Source organism: Streptomyces sp. NPDC111520 (assembly GCF_055635295.1).
The window spans coordinates 117592-136121 of the sequence record NZ_JBVKBW010000001.1 but is presented as its reverse complement, the minus strand read 5'-3'; the positions used below and the strand labels follow the sequence as shown (position 1 = coordinate 136121).

Below are 18530 nucleotides of genomic sequence, written 5' to 3'. Positions count from 1 at the left end.
AGGATCAGGTCTTGTTGCGGAACCTCGCCACCGCCAGCGGCGCGCTGATCACCGTGATGCCCACGGCCCACATCACCGTCATCATCGCCGAGTGCGCGACGGCGCCGCCGTTGATCAGGTTGCGGGAGGCGTCGGCGAGGTTGGACAGCGGGTTGTAGCGGGTGAAGGCCTCCAGCCAGCCCGGCATGGTGGTCGGCTTGGCGAAGATCGAGCTCCCGAACTGCAGTGGCAGGACGACGATCATGGCGAGCCCCTGGACGGACTGGGGGGTCCGGGCGACCAGACCCAGGAGGATGAACACCCACATCAGCGAGGCACCGAAGGCCAGCGACAGCACCACCGCGCCCAGCAGCCCGAACACCCCGTTGTCCACGTGCAGCCCGAGGATGAAGCCCATGATCAGCAGGATCACCGTGGCGACCAGCGCACGGCCGATCTCGACGACGATCTTCGCGATCAGCACGGAGGAGCGGGCGATCGGCATCGTCCGGAAGCGGTCCATCACCCCGGTCTTGAAGTCCGAGTTGACGCCCGTGCCGACGGCCATGGCGATGTTCATGCCCATCATGGCCATCAGGCCGGGCACCATGTAGTTGACGTACTTCTCCTGGCTGCCCTCGAGCGCGCCGCCGAAGACGTACACGAACAGCAGCGTGAAGACGATCGGCATCAGCAGCGCGTCGAACATCGACTCCGGGTCCTGCCGGATCTGCAGGACGTTGCGCCGCACGAGGGCGCCGATGTGGCGCAGGTTGGCGCGCAGCCCGATCCGCGGATCGGCGGTCACGGCCTTGGCGTTCCCCGCGGGGACGGTGACGGCGGTCATGCCGCGAGCTCCTCTCGGTCCCGGGTGCCGCTGCCGTGCGTGACGGCCAGGAACACCTCGTCCAGGCTGGGCAGATGGGTGTCGATGCCGGCGATGGCGAAGCCGTGCGCGCCGAGCGCGGCCACGACGTCGGTCAGCTGCTCGTCGCTGAGGATCGGCACGTTGAGCACACCGCCCGCGTGGTCCGCCACGGCCCGCGCGCCCGCGCCGAGCGCCGCCGCCATCGCGTCCAGCACGCCCGGGTCCACCGGCCGCACCTGCAGCGTCCGGCCGCCGACCTTCGCCTTCAGCTCCTCGACCCGGCCCCCGGCGATCACCCGGCCGCGGTCGATGACCGTCAGCTCGTGCGCGAGCTTCTCGGCCTCCTCCATGTACTGCGTGGTCAGCAGCACGGTCGTGCCGTCCGCGACCATGTTCTGCACCTCGTCCCACACCTCGTTGCGGGTGCGGGGGTCCAGGCCGGTGGTCGGCTCGTCCAGGTACAGCACCGCCGGGCGTCCGATCATCGACGCCGCCAGGTCCAGGCGGCGGCGCATGCCACCGGAGTACTCCTTGGCGGGCTTGCGGGCGGCGTCCGTCAGCGAGAACCGCTCCAGCAGCTCGTCCGCCCTGCCGCGGGCGTCGCGCCGGGACAGGTCCAGCAGCCGGCCGATCATGTAGAGGTTCTCGCGGCCGGACAGCGACTCGTCGACCGAGGCGTACTGCCCGGTCAGCCCGATCACCCGGCGCAGCTGCCGGGGCTGCTCGACCACGTCGTAACCGGCCACCGTCGCCGTGCCGGCGTCCGGCCGGATCAGCGTGGACAGGATCCGCACCAGCGTCGTCTTGCCGGCGCCGTTCGGCCCCAGCACACCGAGCACGGTCCCCTGCCGCACGTCCAGGTCCACCCCGTCGAGGGCCTTCGTCTCCCCGTAGCGCTTCACGAGCCCCCGCACCCTGACGGCGGCGTCCGCGCTCTTGGCATCTCGTTGTGTCATGCCGCCACGGTCGCGCGCCCCACCGACACGGCGCCGACATATCGCTGACAGCCCCACCGACACGCCCCCGACACGGGCCGGCGCCGCGTGGAACGGGGCCGTTTCGGCCCCGCGGAGGCGGCCGCCCGGCCGGGTGCGGCGCCTGACGCCGGCCCGCCGCACCGCGTTCCACCGGGGAAAGCCGAGGGGGGACGCGCATCGCGCGTCCCCCCTTCGGCATCAGGCCCGCAGGGCCTACGTGGTGACCGACACCAGTCGCTGGCCCTGGGACGTGACGACGTCGAAGCGGGAGATGTCGTCCGGCTGCATGCCCGCCGACCCGTCCAGCGTCAGCGGGTTGGGCTGGTCGGAGGTGCCGTAGCCGGCCGTCGGGACGCTCCAGGTGCCGACCGTCTGCTGGGAGCCGTCCTTCCCGACGACGACCAGCCGGCAGGTCAGCGGGCCCTGGACCCCGGCGAGGGTGAGGCCGACCTCGCTGCCCCACTTCTTCTCGTTGACCCCGACCGTCGCCTTGACGCCGGTGGAGTTGTCGGTGCCCTTGAACTGCTCGGCGTACACCCGGGCCTGCACGTCGTCCGAGCCGCCGGAGGCCAGCACCGCGGCGGTCGGGGCCGCCACGATCAGCGCCACCGAGGCCGCGAGCGCGAACATCCTGCGCCGGGCGCGGGTCTTGCGCTCGTCGGACACCTTGCCGAGGAGGCGCCCGAGCACCTTGTCGCCGCTGGGCGGCAGGGGCGCGCCCGCACCGGCCGGGGCGAGTTCGGCGAGCACCGGCACGAGGCCGCTCAACTCGTCGAGCTGCTGCCCGCACTGGTGGCAGACGGCGAGGTGCTCCTCGAAGCGCGCCATGTCGGCGTCGTCGAGCACGCCGAGGACGTAGGCCCCGACGTCGACGTGCGGGTCGTGGGGGGTACCTGCCCCGGAGCCGTAACCGTAGACCGTCACGAGGTGGTCACACCCCTTTCCTCAAGAGCGATTTTCAGGGAGCGGAGGGCGTAGAAGACGCGGGAGCGCACGGTGCCGGGCGGTACCCCCAGCGCCGCCGCGGCCTCGTTGACCGTCCGGCCCTTGAAGTACGTTTCGATCAGCACCTGGCGGTGGGCCTCGGTGAGATCTTCCAGTGCGTCGGAGATCGTCATCAGCCTCAGGGAGCGTTCGAGTTCGTCCTCGGCCGGGAGCTGGTCGAGGGCGGCCGGGGAGGCCTCCGGGGGCCGTGCCTGACGGCTGCGGTGGCCGTCTATCACGATCCGCCGTGCGACCGTCACCAACCACGGCCGCAGGGAACGGGCCCCGGGGTCGAGGCGGGACGCGCTCTTCCACGCGCGCAGGAGGGTCTCCTGCACGACGTCCTCGGCCAGGTAGCGGTCACCACCGACCAGCCGAAGGACGTATGCGAAGAGCGCGCCCGCGTGTTCGCGGTAGAGCGCTCGCATGAGGTCCTCTTCGGGGACCCCACCAGAGCGATGGTCGGCCACGAGCGCATCCTGCCCTACTGATCGACGGGGGTCGAGTCCTCTCAATGCCTGCTGTCCCATCAGTACTGGTCTGACCCGTTCTCGGAGGAGGCGCTCTTCGGCTGCGCGGTCGTTCCCGCCTTCGCGCCGTCCGGGGTCGCCGCGTACCAGGAGCTGTCGGCGCCCTGGCCCTTGGTGTCGCCGGGGTTCTCGTCGCCGGTGAAGTGGTAGAGCGGCATTCCGTTGAGCGTGAGCTGCAGGGTGCCGTCCGGGCGCTTGACGCTGCCGACCAGGTTCTGGTCGACGCCCTGCACCTGGGTGTCCGAGACCGCGGCGGCCGGCTGCCACCGGGCCGCGCACTCGTCGGCGCAGTTGGACGTCGGCGGGTTGGGCTTGTCCTTCTCGAAGCGGTAGAGGACCCAGCCCTTCTCGTCGGTGACCAGCCTGCCGAGCTGGGCGTTGTCGACGGTCCGGAGGCCGGGGGCCGGTGCCGGCTGCGAGGCCTGGATCGCGCCCACCGGGGGACTGGCGGCGTCGACGCCCGCGTTGCAGGCGGTGGCGACGATCAGCGCGGCCGAGGCGAATGCCCCCGCCCCCACTGATCGGCGCAACTTCGGAACGTTCATGCCACGGCCCCCGGCACTGTGTCGTCGGTGCTCCGCCCCTGGTGGGCGGTTGCCAACTCATACGGGGGCGGCGGCCGGTGTGCTCAACGTCCCCAGAAAAAACTTCCGCCCCGGGGAGGGGGGTTCCCGGGGCGGAAGCCGGCGGTGGGTCGCACCGCCTGGGGGGAGGTCGCGCGTGGCGCCGCGACAGGTCGTGGGGAGGTCAGTGGAAGCTGTGCTCCGGGGCCGGGTAGGCGCCGCCCACGACGTCCTCGGCGAAGGCCTTCGCCGCGCCGCCGAGGGTCTCGCGCAGCGCCGCGTACTGCTTGACGAAGCGCGGCACCCGGCCGCCGGTCATCCCGGCGAAGTCCGTCCAGACCAGCACCTGGGCGTCGCACTCCACGCCCGCGCCGATGCCGACCGTCGGGATGTGCAGGATGCGGGTGACCTCCGCGGCCAGCTCGGCGGGGACCAGCTCCAGCACGACGGCGAAGGCGCCGGCGTTCTGCACCGCCTTGGCGTCGCGCAGCAGCTGCTGCGCGGCCTCCTCGCCGCGGCCCTGGACGGGGTAGCCGCCGAAGGCGTTGACCGACTGCGGGGTGAGGCCGATGTGGGCCATCACGGGGATGCCGGCCTGGACGAGCAGCTCGATCTGCTGGGCGGAGCGCTCCCCGCCCTCCAGCTTCACGGCGCCCACCCCGGCCTCCTTGACCAGCCGGGTCGCGCTGCGCAGCGCCTGCGTCGGGCCCTCCTGGTAGGAGCCGAACGGCAGGTCGCCGATGACCATCGCGCGCTTGGTGCCGCGCACGACGGCGGCGGACAGCATCGTCATCTCGTCCAGGGTGACCGGGACGGTGCTGTCGTAGCCGAGGTGACAGTTCCCCATCGAGTCGCCGACCAGCAGCACGGGGATGCCGGACTCGTCGAAGACGGAGGCGGTCATGGCGTCGTAGGCGGTGAGCATGGGCCACTTCTCGCCGCGCTCCTTGGCGGCGGCGATGTCACGCACGGTGATCCGCCGTGTCCCCTTGCCGCCGTACAGCGCCTTGCTGCTGTCGGGAGCGGAGGGAGCGGACGGGGCGGGCGTCTGGGCAGCCGGAACGGCGTGCGTCATTGCAACTGCTCCTTGTGTCATCTCGAGGCGCCCTGACGGCGTCCCCGGACCGCTTCCATGCTGACACGCTCCGTCGCCCGCGCAAAAGGGGACGTCCGCCACTCCCCTTTTGCCGAGGTTTTACAATACGAAACGGTCCCGTATCGGAATTCGGGGCTACGTTGGCGACATGCCCGCCGACACCGCGCAGCCGCCGAGCCCCACCGTTCCCGAGGCCGTACACCGCCGCCGCTGGGGAATCCTGACCGTCCTGTTGTTCAGCCTCCTCGTGGTGGTCCTGGACAACTCGATCCTCAACGTCGCGATGAAGACCATCGCCGAGCCCGCACCGACCGGCCTGGGCGCCACCCAGAGCGAGCTGGAATGGGCGATCAACTCCTACACGCTGGTCTTCGCCGGCCTGCTGTTCACCGCGGGCCTGCTCGGCGACCGCCTCGGCCGCAAGAAGGTGCTGCTCTTCGGCATGGCCGTCTTCGGCGTCGGGTCGGTGCTCTCCGCCTTCGCCGGCTCCTCGGGCGAACTCATCGCCTTCCGCGCGGTCATGGGCTTCGGCGGCGCCTTCGTGATGCCCGCCACGCTCGCCATCATCATCAACGTCTTCGAGCGCGAGGAGCAGCCCAAGGCGATCGGCATCTGGACCGGCGCGGTGGGCCTCGCGATAGCCATCGGCCCGGTCACCGGCGGACTGCTCCTCGACCACTTCTGGTGGGGCTCGGTCTTCCTGGTGAACGTGCCGATCATCGCCGTCGCCCTGGTCGCGATGGTGCTCCTCGTCCCGGACTCCCGCGACCCGCGGCCGGGCCGGCTCGACCCCGTCGGCGTGCTGCTCTCCATCGTCGGCCTGGTGCTGCTCGTGTACGGCATCATCAAGGGCGGCCAGCTCGCCGACTTCACCGCCCCCACCGCCCTGACGACCATCATCGGCGGCATCGTCGTGCTCGGCGCCTTCGTCTGGCACGAGGCCCGCAGCAGCCACCCCGCGTTCGACGTCTCCTACTTCCGCAACCCGACCTTCTCCGCCTCGGTCTCCGCGATCGGCCTGGTCTTCTTCGCGCTCATGGGCGTGACCTTCTTCATGGTCTTCTACACCCAGAGCGTGCGCGGCTACACCGCCCTGGAGTCCGGCCTGCTGCTGCTCCCGCTCGCCATCGCCCAGTTGGTCTTCGCCCCCCGCGCCCGGCTGGTCGTCGACCGCGTCGGCGCCCGCACCACCTGCGCCGCCGGGCTCGGGCTGATAGCGCTCAGCTTCCTCGGCTTCCAGCTGCTCGACGCCGACTCCCCGATCTGGCAGCTGGAGGTGCTGTTCTTCCTCATGGGCACGGCCATGGCCCACGTGATGCCGCCCGCGACCGTCGCCATCATGTCCTCCCTGCCGCGCGAGAAGGCCGGCTCCGGCTCCGCCGTCAACAACACCTTCCGGCAGGTCGGCGGCGCGCTCGGCGTTGCGGTCCTGGGCTCGCTGATGTCGACGGTCTACCGTGACGGCATCTCCGACCACCTCGCGGGCCTCCCCGCCGGGGTCCAGCACCAGGCCGGCGAGTCCATCGAGGCCACGCGCGCCGTGGCCGAGGGCATGGGCCCCGCGGGCAAGGCGCTGATCGCCCCCGCCACGGACGCCTTCCTCGACGCCATGCACGTCACCGCCTACGTCGCCAGCGGTGTCGCGCTGCTCGGCATGCTCGTCGTCCTGGTCTTCCTGCCCGGCCGGACCCCCGGGGCCCGCCCCGCGGGCGGCGAGGAACGCGAGGCCAGCCCGGTGGGGGCGGAGCGGTGACCGGCACCCGCGCGGCGACGGGACCGGACACCGGGGCGGCGCCCGGCCCCGCCCTGCGTGTCCCGCGCGGCCGTCCGCGCAACGCCGCCGCCGACACCGCGATCATCGAGGCCGTCCTCAGCCTGCTGGAGGAGGGCGCCACCATCGGTGAACTGTCGATGGAGCGCATCGCACGCGCCGCCGGCGTCGGCAAGGCCACGGTCTACCGGCGCTGGGCGGGCAAGAACGCGCTGATGCTCGACGTCATGAAGTCCGTCGACGAGCAGACCCCGCGGCTCGCCGGCCGCTCGGTCCGCGACGACCTGGTGACCTGCGTGGAGTTCATACGGCGCAGGGCCCTGGTCAAGCGCTCCTCCGCCCTGCTGCGCAACGTCATCGCCCAGGCCCAGACCGAGCCGGAGCTGTGGGCCGCCTACCACGACACCGTCATCGTGGCCCGCCGCGCACAGGTCCGCGACGTCCTGCAGCGCGGTGTCCGCACCGGCGAACTCCGCGACGACGTCGACCCGGAGCTCCTCGGCGACCTCTTCATCGGCCCCATGCTGTCCCGTTCGATGCTGCGTCCCGACGCCACGCTGCCGGAGGGGCTGTCCGAGCTGATCGTCGACTCGGTGTTGCAGGGCGTCCGCGCAACGCGCTGAACAGGCACGGGAACAAGGGGGAATGTCCTGGTTCTGTCACAGCACGCCCTTTTCGCCGGGCGGCGGGGAACCTGTCGCCCGGTGAGCCCTGTCCTCCGGGCGTCGATCCCCTATGGTCGACAGAGCACCTGGCAAGACAGTGAGGACTCCCCCCATGGCACAGGCGTACGACGCGGACGTGACCACCGACAGCGGCGGCGAGCCGCAGGGTTCGGGTGCGAACGGACGTTTCGGACGCTTCCGGCGGTACTGGGCGTTCGGCGACGGCATGTGGCGGCGGGGGATCGTCACGGCCGTACTGGCCGTCGCCGTCACGGTGGTGATGGCCTTTCACGGCGCGGTGCCCAACCGGGTCGGCAACCTGGGCAGCCTGCTGGAGACCTTCCTGCCGTGGCTCGGGCTCGTGCTGCCGGTGCTGCTGGTGGTGGGCCTGCTGCGGCGCTCGGCGACCGCGCTGATCGCCGTCCTGCTGCCGGTCGTGGTGTGGCTGCACTTCTTCGGCGGGCTCCTCACGGACAAGCACACCGGCGGCGGTGACCTCACCGTGGTGACGCACAACGTCAACGCCGACAACGCCGACCCCGCCCGCACCGCCCAGGCCCTGGTCGGCTCCGGGGCCGACCTCGTGGCGCTGGAGGAGATCCCCGCCGGGAAGGCCTCCGTCTACGAGTCGGGACTGAAGGCCCGCTACCCGTACCACGCCAGGCTGGGCACCGTCGGCCTGTGGAGCAGGTTCCCGCTCAGCCAGGTGCGGCCGGTGGACATCCGGCTCGGCTGGACCCGCGCCCTGCGCGCCACCGCCGCCACACCGCACGGGAAGGTCGCGGTCTACGTCGCCCATCTGCCCTCGGTACGGGTCAAGTTCAACGCGGGCTTCACCGCCGGCGAGCGCGACCGCAGCGCCGACGCGCTCGGTGAGGCCGTCGCGGACGAGAAGATGCCCGACGTGATCCTCATGGGCGACCTCAACGGGACGATGAACGACCGCGCGCTCGCCAACATCACGTCCCAGATGCGCTCCACTCAGGGCGCCGCGGGCGACGGTTTCGGCTTCAGCTGGCCGGCCGGCTTCCCCACCGCCCGCATCGACCAGATCCTCGTCAGGGGAGCGGAGCCGACCGACTCCTGGGTGCTGCCCGCCACGGGCAGCGACCACCGGCCGGTGGCGGCGAAGGTAGCACTCCCGTAACGAGTTCTTCGCCCACGGGAAGAACGGGCCGGGCAGACTTTGTTCCGCAGTTAAACTTATAACTGCTCCCGACCCTGCCCCGGAAAGGCCTGTCATGCCTCTCGCCCTGCTCGCACTGGCGATCAGCGCATTCGGCATCGGTACGACGGAGTTCGTGATGATGGGCCTGCTGCCCGACGTCGCGGACGACCTGCACACCTCCATCCCGACCGCCGGTTACCTCGTCTCCGGCTACGCCCTCGGCGTCGTCATAGGTGCCCCCCTCCTCGCCGCGGTCACCACACGCATGCCGCGCAAGGCCCTGCTCCTCTCCCTCATGGCCCTCTTCACCGTCGGCAACACGCTCTCCGCCCTCGCCCCCGGGTTCGGCTGGCTGCTCGCCGGACGGGTGCTCTCCGGGCTCCCGCACGGCGCCTTCTTCGGCGTCGGTGCCGTCGTCGCCGCGAGCATGGTCGACCCCGCGCGCAAGGCCCGCGCCGTCTCCCTGATGATCGCCGGGCTCACCGTCGCGAACATCGTGGGCGTCCCCGCCGCCACCCTCCTCGGCCAGCACCTCGGGTGGCGCGCCACCTTCCTCACCGTCGGCGTCATCGGCCTCGCCGCCATCGCGGGCATCGCCCTGCTCGTCCCCCGCATCCCCCTCGCCCCGGGCGGCGGCCTGCGCAGGGAACTCTCGGCCTTCCGCAGCGGCCAGGTCTGGCTGGCGCTCGGCACCACGATCTTCGGCTTCGCCGCGGTCTTCGCGGTCTACAGCTACGTCACGCCCATGCTCACGGAGGTCGCCGGGTTCGGGGAGAGCAGCGTCACGCTCGTCCTCGCCCTCTTCGGTGTCGGCGCGACCATCGGCAACCTGCTCGGCGGCCGCCTCGCCGACCGCGCCCTGCGGCCCTCCCTCCTCGGCGGGCTCGGCGCCCTCACGGTCGTCCTGCTGCTGTTCACGGTCACCGCGCACGCCCGGTGGAGCGCGGCGCTCTCGGTCGTCCTGCTCGGCATCGCGGCCTTCGCGACGGGGTCGCCCATGATGATGCTCGTCATGGACAAGGCCCGGCACGCTCCCGCGCTGGCCTCCGCCGCGAACCAGGCCGCGTTCAACCTGGCCAACGCGGGAGGCGCCTGGCTCGGCGGGGTCGTGCTCGCGCGCGGCCTCGGCTACGCGGCCCCCGCGGTGGCGGGTGCGGGGCTGGCGGTCGTGGGACTGGGCATCGCGGCCGTCGCGGGGCTGTGGGAGCGGCGCGCGGCCAGGGTGCCGGCTGCCGGGTCGTCCTCGTCCCGGGTCGTCGTGGCGTCCGACGCGGTGGTGCGATCCGCGGAGCGGGTGGGCTGACGGCGCCGCCGGTGCGCCGTCGCCGGCTGCCGCGCCGTCTCGCGCCCTCCGGGCGCACGGCGCCGGCTGCGGAGGGGAGGGTGGGGGCCTGCCCTGTTCGCAGTGTGCGGGTCGTGGGTGCCGGGGGTTCAGGCGCCGGAGCGGGTTGCCGTTGCGGTGACTTCGGGTCTCGTTGCCGTCCGCGGGTATGGATGGCCGCTTCCACGCCTACTGCCGGTGGTGGGCGCGCCCGCCCGTACCTGCGTCTGCGGAGATTTCGGGGTGCTGTCGGGGGTCTGCGGGAGATCGGGCCCGCTTTCGACGGTATATCCGGCGGAACAGAGCCCGATGTCGGATCGGGGAAGCACCCGCAGACGCCGGTTACGGCGGGCGCGCCACCCACGGACCGTGGGCGTGGCAACCGGCCATCTGCACCCGCGGACGGCAACGTGACCCGAGCCAGACGAACAACCCACCCCGCTCCGGCGCCTGAACCCCGGCCGACCACCCACCCGCACACCGCAGACAAGGCAGGCCCCCGGCCCTCCCCTCCGCAGCCGGCCGCTGTGCGCCCGCAGGGCGCGAGACGAACCGGCACTCGCCCACGGGCACCATCGCCCCGGCCCGGGCGCCTCAGACCATCGAGGCGCCCGGCCGTGGGCGTGGACAACCCGGCCGCAACCACCGGCCCCGGACCGTCAGCGCAGCGTCACACGTGTTCGCGCCAGCGGTTCGTGATGGGCAGCCTGCGGTCCTTGCCGAACCCCTTCGCCGAGATCTTCGTCCCCGGCGGGTACTGCCTCCGCTTGTACTCCGCGGTGTCCACCATCCGCAGCACCTTCGCCACCAGCTCCCCCTCGAACCCGGCGGCGACGATCGCGTCGCGTCCCTTGTCCTGGTCGACGTACATCGCCAGCACCTGGTCCAGGACGTCGTAGTCCGGCAGGGAGTCCGTGTCGACCTGGCCGGGCCGCAGCTCCGCGCTCGGGGGCTTGGCGATGGAGTTCTCGGGGATCGGCGGGGTCTGCCCGCGCTCCGCCGCGGCCTGGTTGCGCCAGCGCGCGAGGCGGAAGACGGTCGTCTTGTAGACGTCCTTGATCGGCCCGTACGCGCCGACCGAGTCGCCGTACAGCGTGGAGTAGCCGACCGCCAGCTCGCTCTTGTTGCCCGGGGCCAGGACGATGTGCCCCTCCTGGTTGGAGATGGCCATGAGCGTCGTGCCCCGCAGGCGGGACTGGAGGTTCTCCTCCGCCAGCCCGGTCAGCCCCAGGGACGCCATGTAGGCGTCGAACATCGGCCCGATCGGGACGGTGCGGTAGTTCAGCCCGGTGCGCCGGGCCAGCTCGGCGGCGTCGTCCTTGGAGTGGTCGGAGGAGTACCGCGACGGCATGGAGACGCCGTACACGTTGGCCGCGCCGACCGCGTCGCAGGCGATGGCCGCGACGAGCGCGGAGTCGATGCCGCCGGAGAGGCCGATCAGCACGGAGCGGAAGCCGTTCTTGGCGACGTACGCCCGCAGGCCCACGACCAGCGCGGTGTAGACCTCCTCGTCGTCGCCGAGCCGCGGGGCCTCGCCGCCGCGGACCTCGGGCTCGTACGCCGGGAGCGGCTCGGCGGAGAGGGTGACGTGCTCGATCTCCAGGCCGTCGTCGGCGATGCCGCCCGGCACCTTGGTGGTGTCCGCGGCGGGCAGGTCCAGGTCGACCAGGACGCAGCCCTCCTCGAACTGCGGGGCCCGGGCGATCACCTCGCCGTCCTCGGAGACGACGATCGAGTCGCCGTCGAAGACGAGCTCGTCCTGACCGCCGATCATGGCCAGGTAGGCGAGGGTGCAGCCGGCCTCCTGGGCCCGCTTGCGCACCAGGTCGAGGCGGGTGTCGTCCTTGGCGACCTCGTACGGGGAGGCGTTGACGGACAGCAGCAGCCCGGCGCCGGCGGTGCGGGCGGCGGGCACGCGGCCGCCGTCCTGCCACAGGTCCTCGCAGATGGCGAGGGCGACGTCGACCCCGTGCACGCGGATCACCGGGAGGGTGTCGCCGGGCACGAAGTAGCGGAACTCGTCGAAGACGCCGTAGTTCGGCAGGTGGTGCTTGGCGAACTTGAGCACGACCTTCCCGCCGTGCAGCACGGCGGCGGCGTTGCGCGGCGAGCCGGCGGGCTGGCCGTAGCGGGGCTGGGCCTTCTCGCTGCGGTCGAGGTAGCCGACGACCACCGGCAGCTCCCCGAAGCCCTCGGCCGCCAGGCGCTCGGCGAGGGCCTCCAGGGCGGCACGGCTGGCTTCGACGAAGGAGGAGCGCAGCGCGAGGTCCTCCACGGGGTACCCGGTCAGCGCCATCTCCGGGAAGGCCACGAGGTGGGCTCCCTGTTCGGCCGCGTGCCGGGTCCAGCGCACTACCGACTCCGCGTTCCCGGCGAGGTCGCCGACGGTGGAGTCGATCTGATTCAGGGCGAGGCGAAGTTGAGGCACGCGACCCAGTGTAATCGTCAAATCGACGCGATGTCGTGGGCGGCGCCTGTGGAGTCGCGCACTCGGCCCCGTGCGCCGTGGCGGACGGGCCTTTCCGGGGTCGTCCCCCTGTGTCAAGATCGCAAGGGTGCATCACAATGGTGACGAGGGGTGTCCGGCGGTCCCGGCGGCCGCCGAAACAGGCCGGTAACCCCGTCGCGCGATACTGGTCCGGCCCTCGTTCGAGTCGGCACGGACAACAGGCCCCATGACCTGTGAGGTTGGATAGCTATGGATAAGCAGCAGGAGTTCGTGCTCCGCACCCTCGAGGAGCGCGACATCCGATTCGTGCGGCTGTGGTTCACCGACGTGCTGGGTTACCTCAAGTCGGTCGCCGTGGCGCCGGCCGAACTGGAGCAGGCCTTCGACGAGGGCATCGGCTTCGACGGGTCCGCGATCGAGGGCTTCGCCCGGGTGTACGAGTCGGACATGATCGCCAAGCCCGACCCCGGCACCTTCCAGATCCTGCCGTGGCGCGCCGAGGCCCCCGGGACCGCCCGGATGTTCTGCGACATCCTCATGCCGGACGGTTCGCCGTCATACGCCGACCCCCGCTTCGTCCTCAAGCGGTCCCTGGCCAAGGCCTCCGACCTCGGGTTCACCTTCTACACGCACCCGGAGATCGAGTTCTTCCTGCTGAAGAACCTGCCGCTGGACGGCACCGTGCCGGTGCCCGCCGACAATTCCGGGTACTTCGACCACACCCCGCAGAACGTGGGCCAGGACTTCCGCCGCCAGGCCATCACGATGCTGGAGTCGATGGGCATCTCGGTGGAGTTCTCCCACCACGAGGGCGCCCCCGGCCAGCAGGAGATCGACCTGCGGTACGCGGACGCGCTGTCCACCGCCGACAACGTCATGACCTTCCGGCTGGTCATGAAGCAGGTCGCGCTGGAGCAGGGCGTGAACGCCACGTTCATGCCCAAGCCCTTCAGTCAGCACCCCGGCTCCGGCATGCACACGCACCTCTCCCTCTTCGAGGGCGACCGCAACGCCTTCCACGAGTCCGGCGCCGAGTACCAGCTGTCCAAGGTCGGCCGCTCCTTCATCGCGGGCCTGCTCCGGCACGCCGACGAGATCTCCGCGGTCACCAACCAGTGGGTCAACTCGTACAAGCGCATCTGGGGCGGCGCCAACCGCACCGCGGGCGCCGGCGGCGAGGCCCCCTCGTACATCTGCTGGGGCCACAACAACCGGTCCGCGCTCATCCGCGTCCCGATGTACAAGCCCGGCAAGACCGGCTCCACCCGGGTCGAGGTCCGCTCCCTCGACTCCGGCGCCAACCCCTACCTCGCCTACGCCGTCCTCCTGGCCGCGGGCCTGAAGGGCATCGAGGAGGGCTACGAGCTCCCGCCCGGCGCCGACGACGACGTCTGGGCCCTCTCCGACGGCGAGCGCCGCGCCCTCGGCATCCAGCCCCTGCCGCAGAACCTGGGCGAGGCCATCACCCTCATGGAGCGCAGCGAGCTGGTCGCCGAGACCCTGGGGGAGCACGTCTTCGACTTCTTCCTGCGCAACAAGAAGCAGGAGTGGGAGGAGTACCGGAGCGAGGTCACGGCGTTCGAGCTCCGCAAGAACCTCCCGAACCTGTAGCCCCCGCACGACGCGATCCGGGCCGGCAGCGCGATGCTGTCGGCCCGGAGTCGTCTCATTCGCTCTGGGCCGTCTGTGGGCCGTCTGGCGCCGGGTCCGCTGCTTCGTAGAGTCTGTCGACGGCCCGGCGTGTCCGTCCCTCGCTGCTCGGCATGAGGTGCGTGTAGACGCGAAGCGTGAACCCCGCGTCGGTGTGACCGAGGTAGCTGCTCAGGGCTTTGACGTTCTCGCCTGCGTCCAGGAGCACGGAGGCGTAGAAGTGCCGCAGCGCGTGCATGCCGTGCTCGCGAGCGGACTCGTACCGGGCGCCGTCCACAGGGATGGGGATTAGCCCGGCAGCGGCGAGTGCAGGCTTCCATGCTCGGGTGTTGAAGTCGGTTCGGCGGACCGCCCCGCCACCTCGCAGCGAGAAGAACAGCAGTCTCGTCACGGGCTCCCCGTCCGGCCGCAGCCACGGCAGGGATACGGGGACGGGCGGGTACGTCTCCTGGTGCCATCTGAGCGCATGTCCCACGTGTCGAGGCAGAGGTACGTCGCGTTCCTTGCCTCGCTTCGGCGGAGCGAAGACGAGATGCCCGTTGACGACCTTGACTTGGCAGGCGATGTGCAGCCAGGCGCTCTCGAACACGACCGCCTCCGTCGCGAGACCGAAGATCTCGCCCTGTCGCAAGCCACACCCGCATCCGATATCGACAATGGCCTGGTACCGCTCGGGAAGCGCGGCACCGTGGGTCAGCGCGTCGCCGAGCTGCGCCGCAAGAGAGGCTTGTCCCAGCGCGACCTGGCCGCCGAGATGGGCCGCTCCGGAAGCTGGGTCTCCCAAGTCGAGCGCGGGGTCCAGCCGATCGAGCTACTGTCGGTGCTCCAGGCCCTCGCTGACGCCCTCGGGGTGCCGGCGCGTGAGCTGCGCCCGGAAGCCGAGATCGCGCCCGAACCCGCGCCCGAGCAGCAGCCGCAGAGCAACGACCTCGACGGGCTGCGCGTCGCTCTCACCGGGCACCCGACGCTGGGAAGCCTGTTCGGGCAGATCATCGCCCGCCGGTGGGGCTGCCTAGCAAGCGTCCTCGCGAACTCTGCAGTGCGGCGCGAACGGTCCAGGCAGCTTAGGCTGACCTGCAGATCAGGCAGGCAGCCACTGGGGCTCCGCCGAGCTCAGGCTTGCAGGTGTGGCCAGCCGTCCCGATTCGAGAAGGTCTCGAAGCAGTAGCGAGTGGGCCGATCCCACTCCTTGCCGGTTGCCAGCTCGTAGGCCTGATCAGGCACATAGAGGAGCAACTCGCCGCCGCGCGCAGGGGCGGTGTAGGGGGCGAACTGGTCGACGTCGAAGAACACGGACTCCCAGACGGATTGACCGGCAGCCACTACGGCACAGCGTGAGTACAGGAAGCTGTCTGCGGATTGTGAGAGGGTTTCACCGTCTCGCAGCGTCAGGTCGGCGACCGGCAGGGTGCCAAACTTCTCTTGATCCAGACGGTACAAAGCCTCGGCCAGGCGTTCGGCGAAGCCTTGGATGTCGGAAACGGGGCGTTTACTCAGGTCTGCAGCAAGACGGCGGCAACCAGCTTCATCAGGCTTGCCACCCAGGGTTCCTATCAATGCCCAGAAGTCAGCCCAGGTCATCATCATGGCCAGAGCGTACGACCTGGCGTTCCTGGGCCGTCTGTGGGCCGTGCGAGGGCACCCAGGGACGGCCAACGCTGACAACCGTTGACGGGTTTCCGCAGATCACAGGGATGCTCGCCCCGGCAATCGCAGGTCGGCGGAAGCCCGATTCACTTCCTGCGCAACAAGAAGCAGGAGTGAGAGGAGTACCGCTCCGAGGTCACGGCCTTCGAGCTCCGCAAGAACCTCCCGAACCAGTAGCCGCAGGCCAGCGGGGTTCTCCGAGGACGATGCGATCCGGGCCGGCAGCGCGACGCTGCGGGCCCGGACGTGGTCAGCACCTGTGGTGCCACCACGCCACATCCGGGTCTGCCAGGGGCTCGTGGTGCGTTCGTCGGAGCAGGACCGCGTCCAGGCGCTCGACCCGCAAACGGAGTTCGGCGGCGGCGGTCGACGGTAGGAGAAGCAGAGCCTGTTGCAGCTTGTCCCGAGCCCAGCCCTCGCCACAGCATGGGCAGGTGAACTCGGCCTCCCAGGGCCTCCACCAGCGCCTGGTGCCGTGGACGCGTACCGACCACACACTCAGCGCCACCGACACGATGCCCGGACGCAACCGCTCCCGTTCGAGCACGCGGATGGCAGCGTTCGTCGCTCCGGACAGACCGGGGACATCGCGATAGCGAATCCAGGGGCTTCCCCGCCCGCGATCCCGAGGCCGAAGCGAAGCCGGTCTTCTACGCGGCACGGCCCCTTCGGATGTATGTCATGGACGGCATCCTCCCACGCCTGGGCAGGGACCGGGCGGCTGGCGTGAGCGCGGGGCGGATAGGCTCCGAAGGTGCGTAAGTGGTGGCCCACCTGGCCTGTGATCGGGTCGTTCGCAGTGGGGTGGTTCGTATCCACCGTCTTGTTCTCGCTCCTGAGCAGGGCCATCGACGACGACCCCATGGGGTGGACGGGCTCCGTCTGCTTCACGCTGGTGGCGATGGCCGGCGGCAGCCTCGGGGAGAAATCCCGGAAGCGCCGGCAGGCTCGCCGAGCCAAGCGGTCGGGCTGAGCGGCCCCGAGAGCACGAGGCGCTGACTGCGTGGCGTGGCCCCGTTCGTCCCCGAGGTGTGGGGAGTCCGGGCCTCGGTGCGCAGCCCATGCCATGCAGGCGTCATGCCCAGGGGTCGCCCTCGACGCCTTCGCTGGGAATGTCAAAGGGCTTCCACGCGAGGCACGTCGGAACATTTCCCCCGGAAAGCAAGAACTCGTTGACGGCCTCTCGGACGAGTGCCAAGGGAACCTCGGAATGATCGGGAAATTCGGTCCAATGCCCGGCGACACAGTATGCGACCCCACTGCGGGATCCAGGGGAACCCACGGAAGCGATGTGTCCGACTTCCGGCAGCGAGAGACTCAACGCGCCCACTTGGTGATCCCAGCTGACACCGACGTAGAGCTCATGGTCCGGAAATCCCAACCACATCAGAGGTCGAGCCCTCGACACGATGTGCACTGCGTCATGGGTTCTCGGCCCCGCCAGCAGAGCGTCGATGAGGCGATCCACGTCATCCGATGTGGAAATCAGAACGGGGTCCTGCATGTCACCAAGGCGGTACCGCGCCTCCAACCGGTGATCACTCACTGGATCCACCTCGCCGCACGTCCTCCCCACCCTCTTCCGTCGTGGCGCAGTCCGGGGAGATCATCGCAGCTCCGGGAGGAGGCTGGACGGCTGAAGTCCCCCGGCGCCAACCGTGCTGCGCGGGGGGCGTTGCCCGCTCGGGGCCCCGGCATGCCCGGTGCCGGGGGCGGCGGAATTGCGGGCGGGTCAAGCATTGCGGTCCAGCGGGATGCCGCGCCGCGTTGGTCAGGGGCGGTCGAGGCCCAGTGCGTCCGGGAGCCCCAGGATCCACGTGGCCTGGTCCGGCTCGTCCGCCGCGACGCGCTCCAGTGCGTTGAGGAACCAGCGGCGTTCCTCTGGGCCCATCCGGCCGAGCTCCGAGGCGATGCCTTCCAGGGTGCTCAACGCCGTGTGTGCGTCGTGCCCCACCTGGACGAGGTCCTCCAAGGTCGCCACCGCGGTCAGCAGGGCCCTGACCACTTCATCTCCTGGCACCGTGGCTTCCCCCTGATCAGCTCTCGCCGGCCCTGGTCCGGACCGGGTCGCCGTCCCCGAGGCACCGTAGCGAGGGCATCGGGGGGAGGTTGGCGGCTGCGTACTCGTCCGCGATGCGGAAGACGCCGGCGCAACGGGGGCATTCCGCGCGGCCCATGAGGTACGTGATGCCTTCGGCCACCTGGTCCTGGCCGTCACGGACCGCGAGGTCGTGCATCCACCGGCCCGTGCCGTCGAGTTCCGCGACGGTCGCCGGCCGCAGGTCGCGCCGGTCGATGTCGCCCGCGTCCCAGTCCCGGTAGGCGGAGTAGCGACCGTGACCGCCGATGGCGACGGTCACGGTCAGGGAGCAGTGCGGGCAGGCCATTTCGTAGAAGTCGTCGCTGAAGTCGCCCAGGGCGGCGCTCCAGTGGAACTGCCCCGCGATCGCCAGGAGGGTGCGGAAGCCCTGGACGAAGCCGGCCGGGCGCTTCCGCAGACGCCGGTCGACCAGTTCGCGGAGTTCCTCGATGGCGTCGGCGCTCTCGACGAACATGCGCTCGCCCTCGTCGTCCGTCATCGCGTTGCACACGATCGCCTCGGCGATGGCCAGCGCCGCCGGTTCGCTCCGGGCCAGGGCGACCAGCCGCGGCAGCGCAGCGGGGCTCCCGGGTACGAAGGTCTCCCCGTCGACGCACAGCAGGTTCCACAGCTCGCGCCAGGTTTCCGCGGTCCCCGTCCCGGCCTCGACCCGGTCCAGGAGCGCTGGGACGCGCTCGGGGGGATGGGCGGCGTACTGGTGCTCCCACTTCGTCACCCGCACATTCAACCGGGCTTGCGGGACTTCGTACGTGCCGGGTTTC

17 protein-coding genes and 3 pseudogenes are annotated in these 18530 nt (G+C 70.9%); 7 read left to right on the top strand and 13 right to left on the bottom strand.

All coding sequences use genetic code 11. The annotated features are described in order from the left end of the window. Positions 1-4: 4 nt before the first annotated feature. The 6 genes from ACZ7MY_RS00615 to panB form a co-directional block, all read right to left on the bottom strand. Positions 5-826 carry an ABC transporter permease gene (locus ACZ7MY_RS00615; protein ID WP_499598277.1) on the bottom strand — a complete coding sequence of 274 codons (822 nt, stop codon included), beginning with the start codon at positions 824-826 and terminating at the stop codon, positions 5-7. Then, positions 823-1803, bottom strand: a complete 981-nt coding sequence (locus ACZ7MY_RS00610) for an ATP-binding cassette domain-containing protein (protein ID WP_499598274.1) — start codon at positions 1801-1803, stop codon at positions 823-825. Before ACZ7MY_RS00610 ends, ACZ7MY_RS00615 begins: the two co-directional genes overlap by 4 nt. A 234-nt stretch (positions 1804-2037) precedes the next feature. After that, positions 2038-2748, bottom strand: coding sequence for an anti-sigma factor family protein (locus ACZ7MY_RS00605; RefSeq protein WP_499598271.1), 711 nt, complete (start codon positions 2746-2748; stop codon positions 2038-2040). Further along, the gene (locus ACZ7MY_RS00600) at positions 2745-3338 is read right to left on the bottom strand and encodes a sigma-70 family RNA polymerase sigma factor (protein ID WP_384290942.1); all 594 of its coding nucleotides are present in this window, start codon (positions 3336-3338) and stop codon (positions 2745-2747) included. Before ACZ7MY_RS00600 ends, ACZ7MY_RS00605 begins: the two co-directional genes overlap by 4 nt. Then, complete coding sequence (locus ACZ7MY_RS00595; RefSeq protein ID WP_499598269.1) at positions 3338-3883, bottom strand: hypothetical protein; 546 nt, start codon at positions 3881-3883, stop codon at positions 3338-3340. Before ACZ7MY_RS00595 ends, ACZ7MY_RS00600 begins: the two co-directional genes overlap by 1 nt. 202 nt (positions 3884-4085) lie before the next feature. Then, positions 4086-4976 carry a 3-methyl-2-oxobutanoate hydroxymethyltransferase gene (gene panB / locus ACZ7MY_RS00590; RefSeq protein ID WP_499598268.1) on the bottom strand — a complete coding sequence of 297 codons (891 nt, stop codon included), beginning with the start codon at positions 4974-4976 and terminating at the stop codon, positions 4086-4088. A gap of 169 nt (positions 4977-5145) precedes the next feature. Between panB and ACZ7MY_RS00585 the strand changes: the two genes are divergently transcribed. The 4 genes from ACZ7MY_RS00585 to ACZ7MY_RS00570 all read left to right on the top strand — a co-directional run bounded on the left by ACZ7MY_RS00585 (position 5146) and on the right by ACZ7MY_RS00570 (position 9904). Further along, positions 5146-6750, top strand: coding sequence for a DHA2 family efflux MFS transporter permease subunit (locus tag ACZ7MY_RS00585; RefSeq protein WP_499598265.1), 1605 nt, complete (start codon positions 5146-5148; stop codon positions 6748-6750). After that, entirely contained in the window at positions 6747-7391 is a 645-nt protein-coding gene (locus tag ACZ7MY_RS00580; RefSeq protein WP_499598262.1) for a TetR/AcrR family transcriptional regulator, read from the top strand. The genes ACZ7MY_RS00585 and ACZ7MY_RS00580 overlap by 4 nt, the downstream gene beginning before the upstream one ends. 268 nt (positions 7392-7659) lie before the next feature. Beyond that, positions 7660-8580: an endonuclease/exonuclease/phosphatase family protein gene (locus ACZ7MY_RS00575; protein ID WP_499599310.1), complete on the top strand. Its 921-nt coding sequence runs from the start codon at positions 7660-7662 to the stop codon at positions 8578-8580. Between the two features lie 94 nt (positions 8581-8674). Further along, the gene (locus tag ACZ7MY_RS00570) at positions 8675-9904 is read left to right on the top strand and encodes an MFS transporter (protein ID WP_499598260.1); all 1230 of its coding nucleotides are present in this window, start codon (positions 8675-8677) and stop codon (positions 9902-9904) included. A 688-nt stretch (positions 9905-10592) separates the two neighbouring features. Here the strand turns inward: ACZ7MY_RS00570 and ACZ7MY_RS00565 are convergent. Then, positions 10593-12350: an NAD+ synthase gene (locus ACZ7MY_RS00565; RefSeq protein WP_499598259.1), complete on the bottom strand. Its 1758-nt coding sequence runs from the start codon at positions 12348-12350 to the stop codon at positions 10593-10595. Positions 12351-12620: 270 nt separating this feature from the next. Between ACZ7MY_RS00565 and ACZ7MY_RS00560 the strand changes: the two genes are divergently transcribed. Continuing rightward, positions 12621-13982, top strand: coding sequence for a glutamine synthetase family protein (locus ACZ7MY_RS00560; protein WP_499598257.1), 1362 nt, complete (start codon positions 12621-12623; stop codon positions 13980-13982). A 55-nt stretch (positions 13983-14037) separates the two neighbouring features. Here the strand turns inward: ACZ7MY_RS00560 and ACZ7MY_RS00555 are convergent. Continuing rightward, a pseudogene (locus ACZ7MY_RS00555) lies at positions 14038-14706 on the bottom strand (tyrosine-type recombinase/integrase); the annotation flags it as partial. Here ACZ7MY_RS00555 and ACZ7MY_RS00550 point away from each other — a divergent pair. Continuing rightward, positions 14587-14832, top strand: a pseudogene (locus tag ACZ7MY_RS00550) (helix-turn-helix domain-containing protein); the annotation flags it as partial. The pseudogenes ACZ7MY_RS00555 and ACZ7MY_RS00550 sit on opposite strands and share 120 nt — an antisense overlap. Here the strand turns inward: ACZ7MY_RS00550 and ACZ7MY_RS00545 are convergent. Beyond that, a complete protein-coding gene (locus ACZ7MY_RS00545; RefSeq protein ID WP_499598255.1) occupies positions 14833-14982 on the bottom strand; it encodes a hypothetical protein in 150 nt (49 codons plus the stop codon). Between the two features lie 152 nt (positions 14983-15134). Continuing rightward, on the bottom strand, positions 15135-15608 hold the full coding sequence (locus tag ACZ7MY_RS00540) for a DUF4240 domain-containing protein (RefSeq protein ID WP_499598253.1): 474 nt from the start codon (positions 15606-15608) through the stop codon (positions 15135-15137). Positions 15609-15758: 150 nt separating this feature from the next. On the opposite strand from ACZ7MY_RS00540, the pseudogene ACZ7MY_RS00535 reads away from it, so the two are divergent. After that, positions 15759-15845 (top strand): annotated as a pseudogene (locus tag ACZ7MY_RS00535) (glutamine synthetase); the annotation flags it as partial. Positions 15846-16743: 898 nt separating this feature from the next. Here the strand turns inward: ACZ7MY_RS00535 and ACZ7MY_RS00530 are convergent. The 3 genes from ACZ7MY_RS00530 to ACZ7MY_RS00520 all read right to left on the bottom strand — a co-directional run bounded on the left by ACZ7MY_RS00530 (position 16744) and on the right by ACZ7MY_RS00520 (position 18484). Then, positions 16744-17172 carry an Imm1 family immunity protein gene (locus ACZ7MY_RS00530; RefSeq protein ID WP_499599309.1) on the bottom strand — a complete coding sequence of 143 codons (429 nt, stop codon included), beginning with the start codon at positions 17170-17172 and terminating at the stop codon, positions 16744-16746. Between the two features lie 267 nt (positions 17173-17439). After that, a complete protein-coding gene (locus ACZ7MY_RS00525; RefSeq protein ID WP_499598251.1) occupies positions 17440-17688 on the bottom strand; it encodes a hypothetical protein in 249 nt (82 codons plus the stop codon). A gap of 16 nt (positions 17689-17704) precedes the next feature. Beyond that, on the bottom strand, positions 17705-18484 hold the full coding sequence (locus ACZ7MY_RS00520; RefSeq protein ID WP_499598249.1) for a hypothetical protein: 780 nt from the start codon (positions 18482-18484) through the stop codon (positions 17705-17707). Positions 18485-18530 lie beyond the last annotated feature (46 nt).

What these genes read in the sequence shown, in the direction of transcription:
- ACZ7MY_RS00615 (WP_499598277.1), bottom strand. Translation starts at nt 826, where the DNA reads ATGACCGCCGTCACCGTCCCCGCGGGGAACGCCAAGGCCGTGACCGCC.
- ACZ7MY_RS00575 (WP_499599310.1), top strand. Translation starts at nt 7,660, where the DNA reads ATGTGGCGGCGGGGGATCGTCACGGCCGTACTGGCCGTCGCCGTCACG.
- ACZ7MY_RS00540 (WP_499598253.1), bottom strand. Translation starts at nt 15,608, where the DNA reads ATGATGATGACCTGGGCTGACTTCTGGGCATTGATAGGAACCCTGGGT.
- ACZ7MY_RS00585 (WP_499598265.1), top strand. Translation starts at nt 5,146, where the DNA reads ATGCCCGCCGACACCGCGCAGCCGCCGAGCCCCACCGTTCCCGAGGCC.
- ACZ7MY_RS00600 (WP_384290942.1), bottom strand. Translation starts at nt 3,338, where the DNA reads ATGGGACAGCAGGCATTGAGAGGACTCGACCCCCGTCGATCAGTAGGG.
- ACZ7MY_RS00560 (WP_499598257.1), top strand. Translation starts at nt 12,621, where the DNA reads ATGGATAAGCAGCAGGAGTTCGTGCTCCGCACCCTCGAGGAGCGCGAC.
- ACZ7MY_RS00610 (WP_499598274.1), bottom strand. Translation starts at nt 1,803, where the DNA reads ATGACACAACGAGATGCCAAGAGCGCGGACGCCGCCGTCAGGGTGCGG.
- ACZ7MY_RS00570 (WP_499598260.1), top strand. Translation starts at nt 8,675, where the DNA reads ATGCCTCTCGCCCTGCTCGCACTGGCGATCAGCGCATTCGGCATCGGT.
- panB (WP_499598268.1), bottom strand. Translation starts at nt 4,976, where the DNA reads ATGACGCACGCCGTTCCGGCTGCCCAGACGCCCGCCCCGTCCGCTCCC.
- ACZ7MY_RS00595 (WP_499598269.1), bottom strand. Translation starts at nt 3,883, where the DNA reads ATGAACGTTCCGAAGTTGCGCCGATCAGTGGGGGCGGGGGCATTCGCC.
- ACZ7MY_RS00530 (WP_499599309.1), bottom strand. Translation starts at nt 17,172, where the DNA reads ATGCAGGACCCCGTTCTGATTTCCACATCGGATGACGTGGATCGCCTC.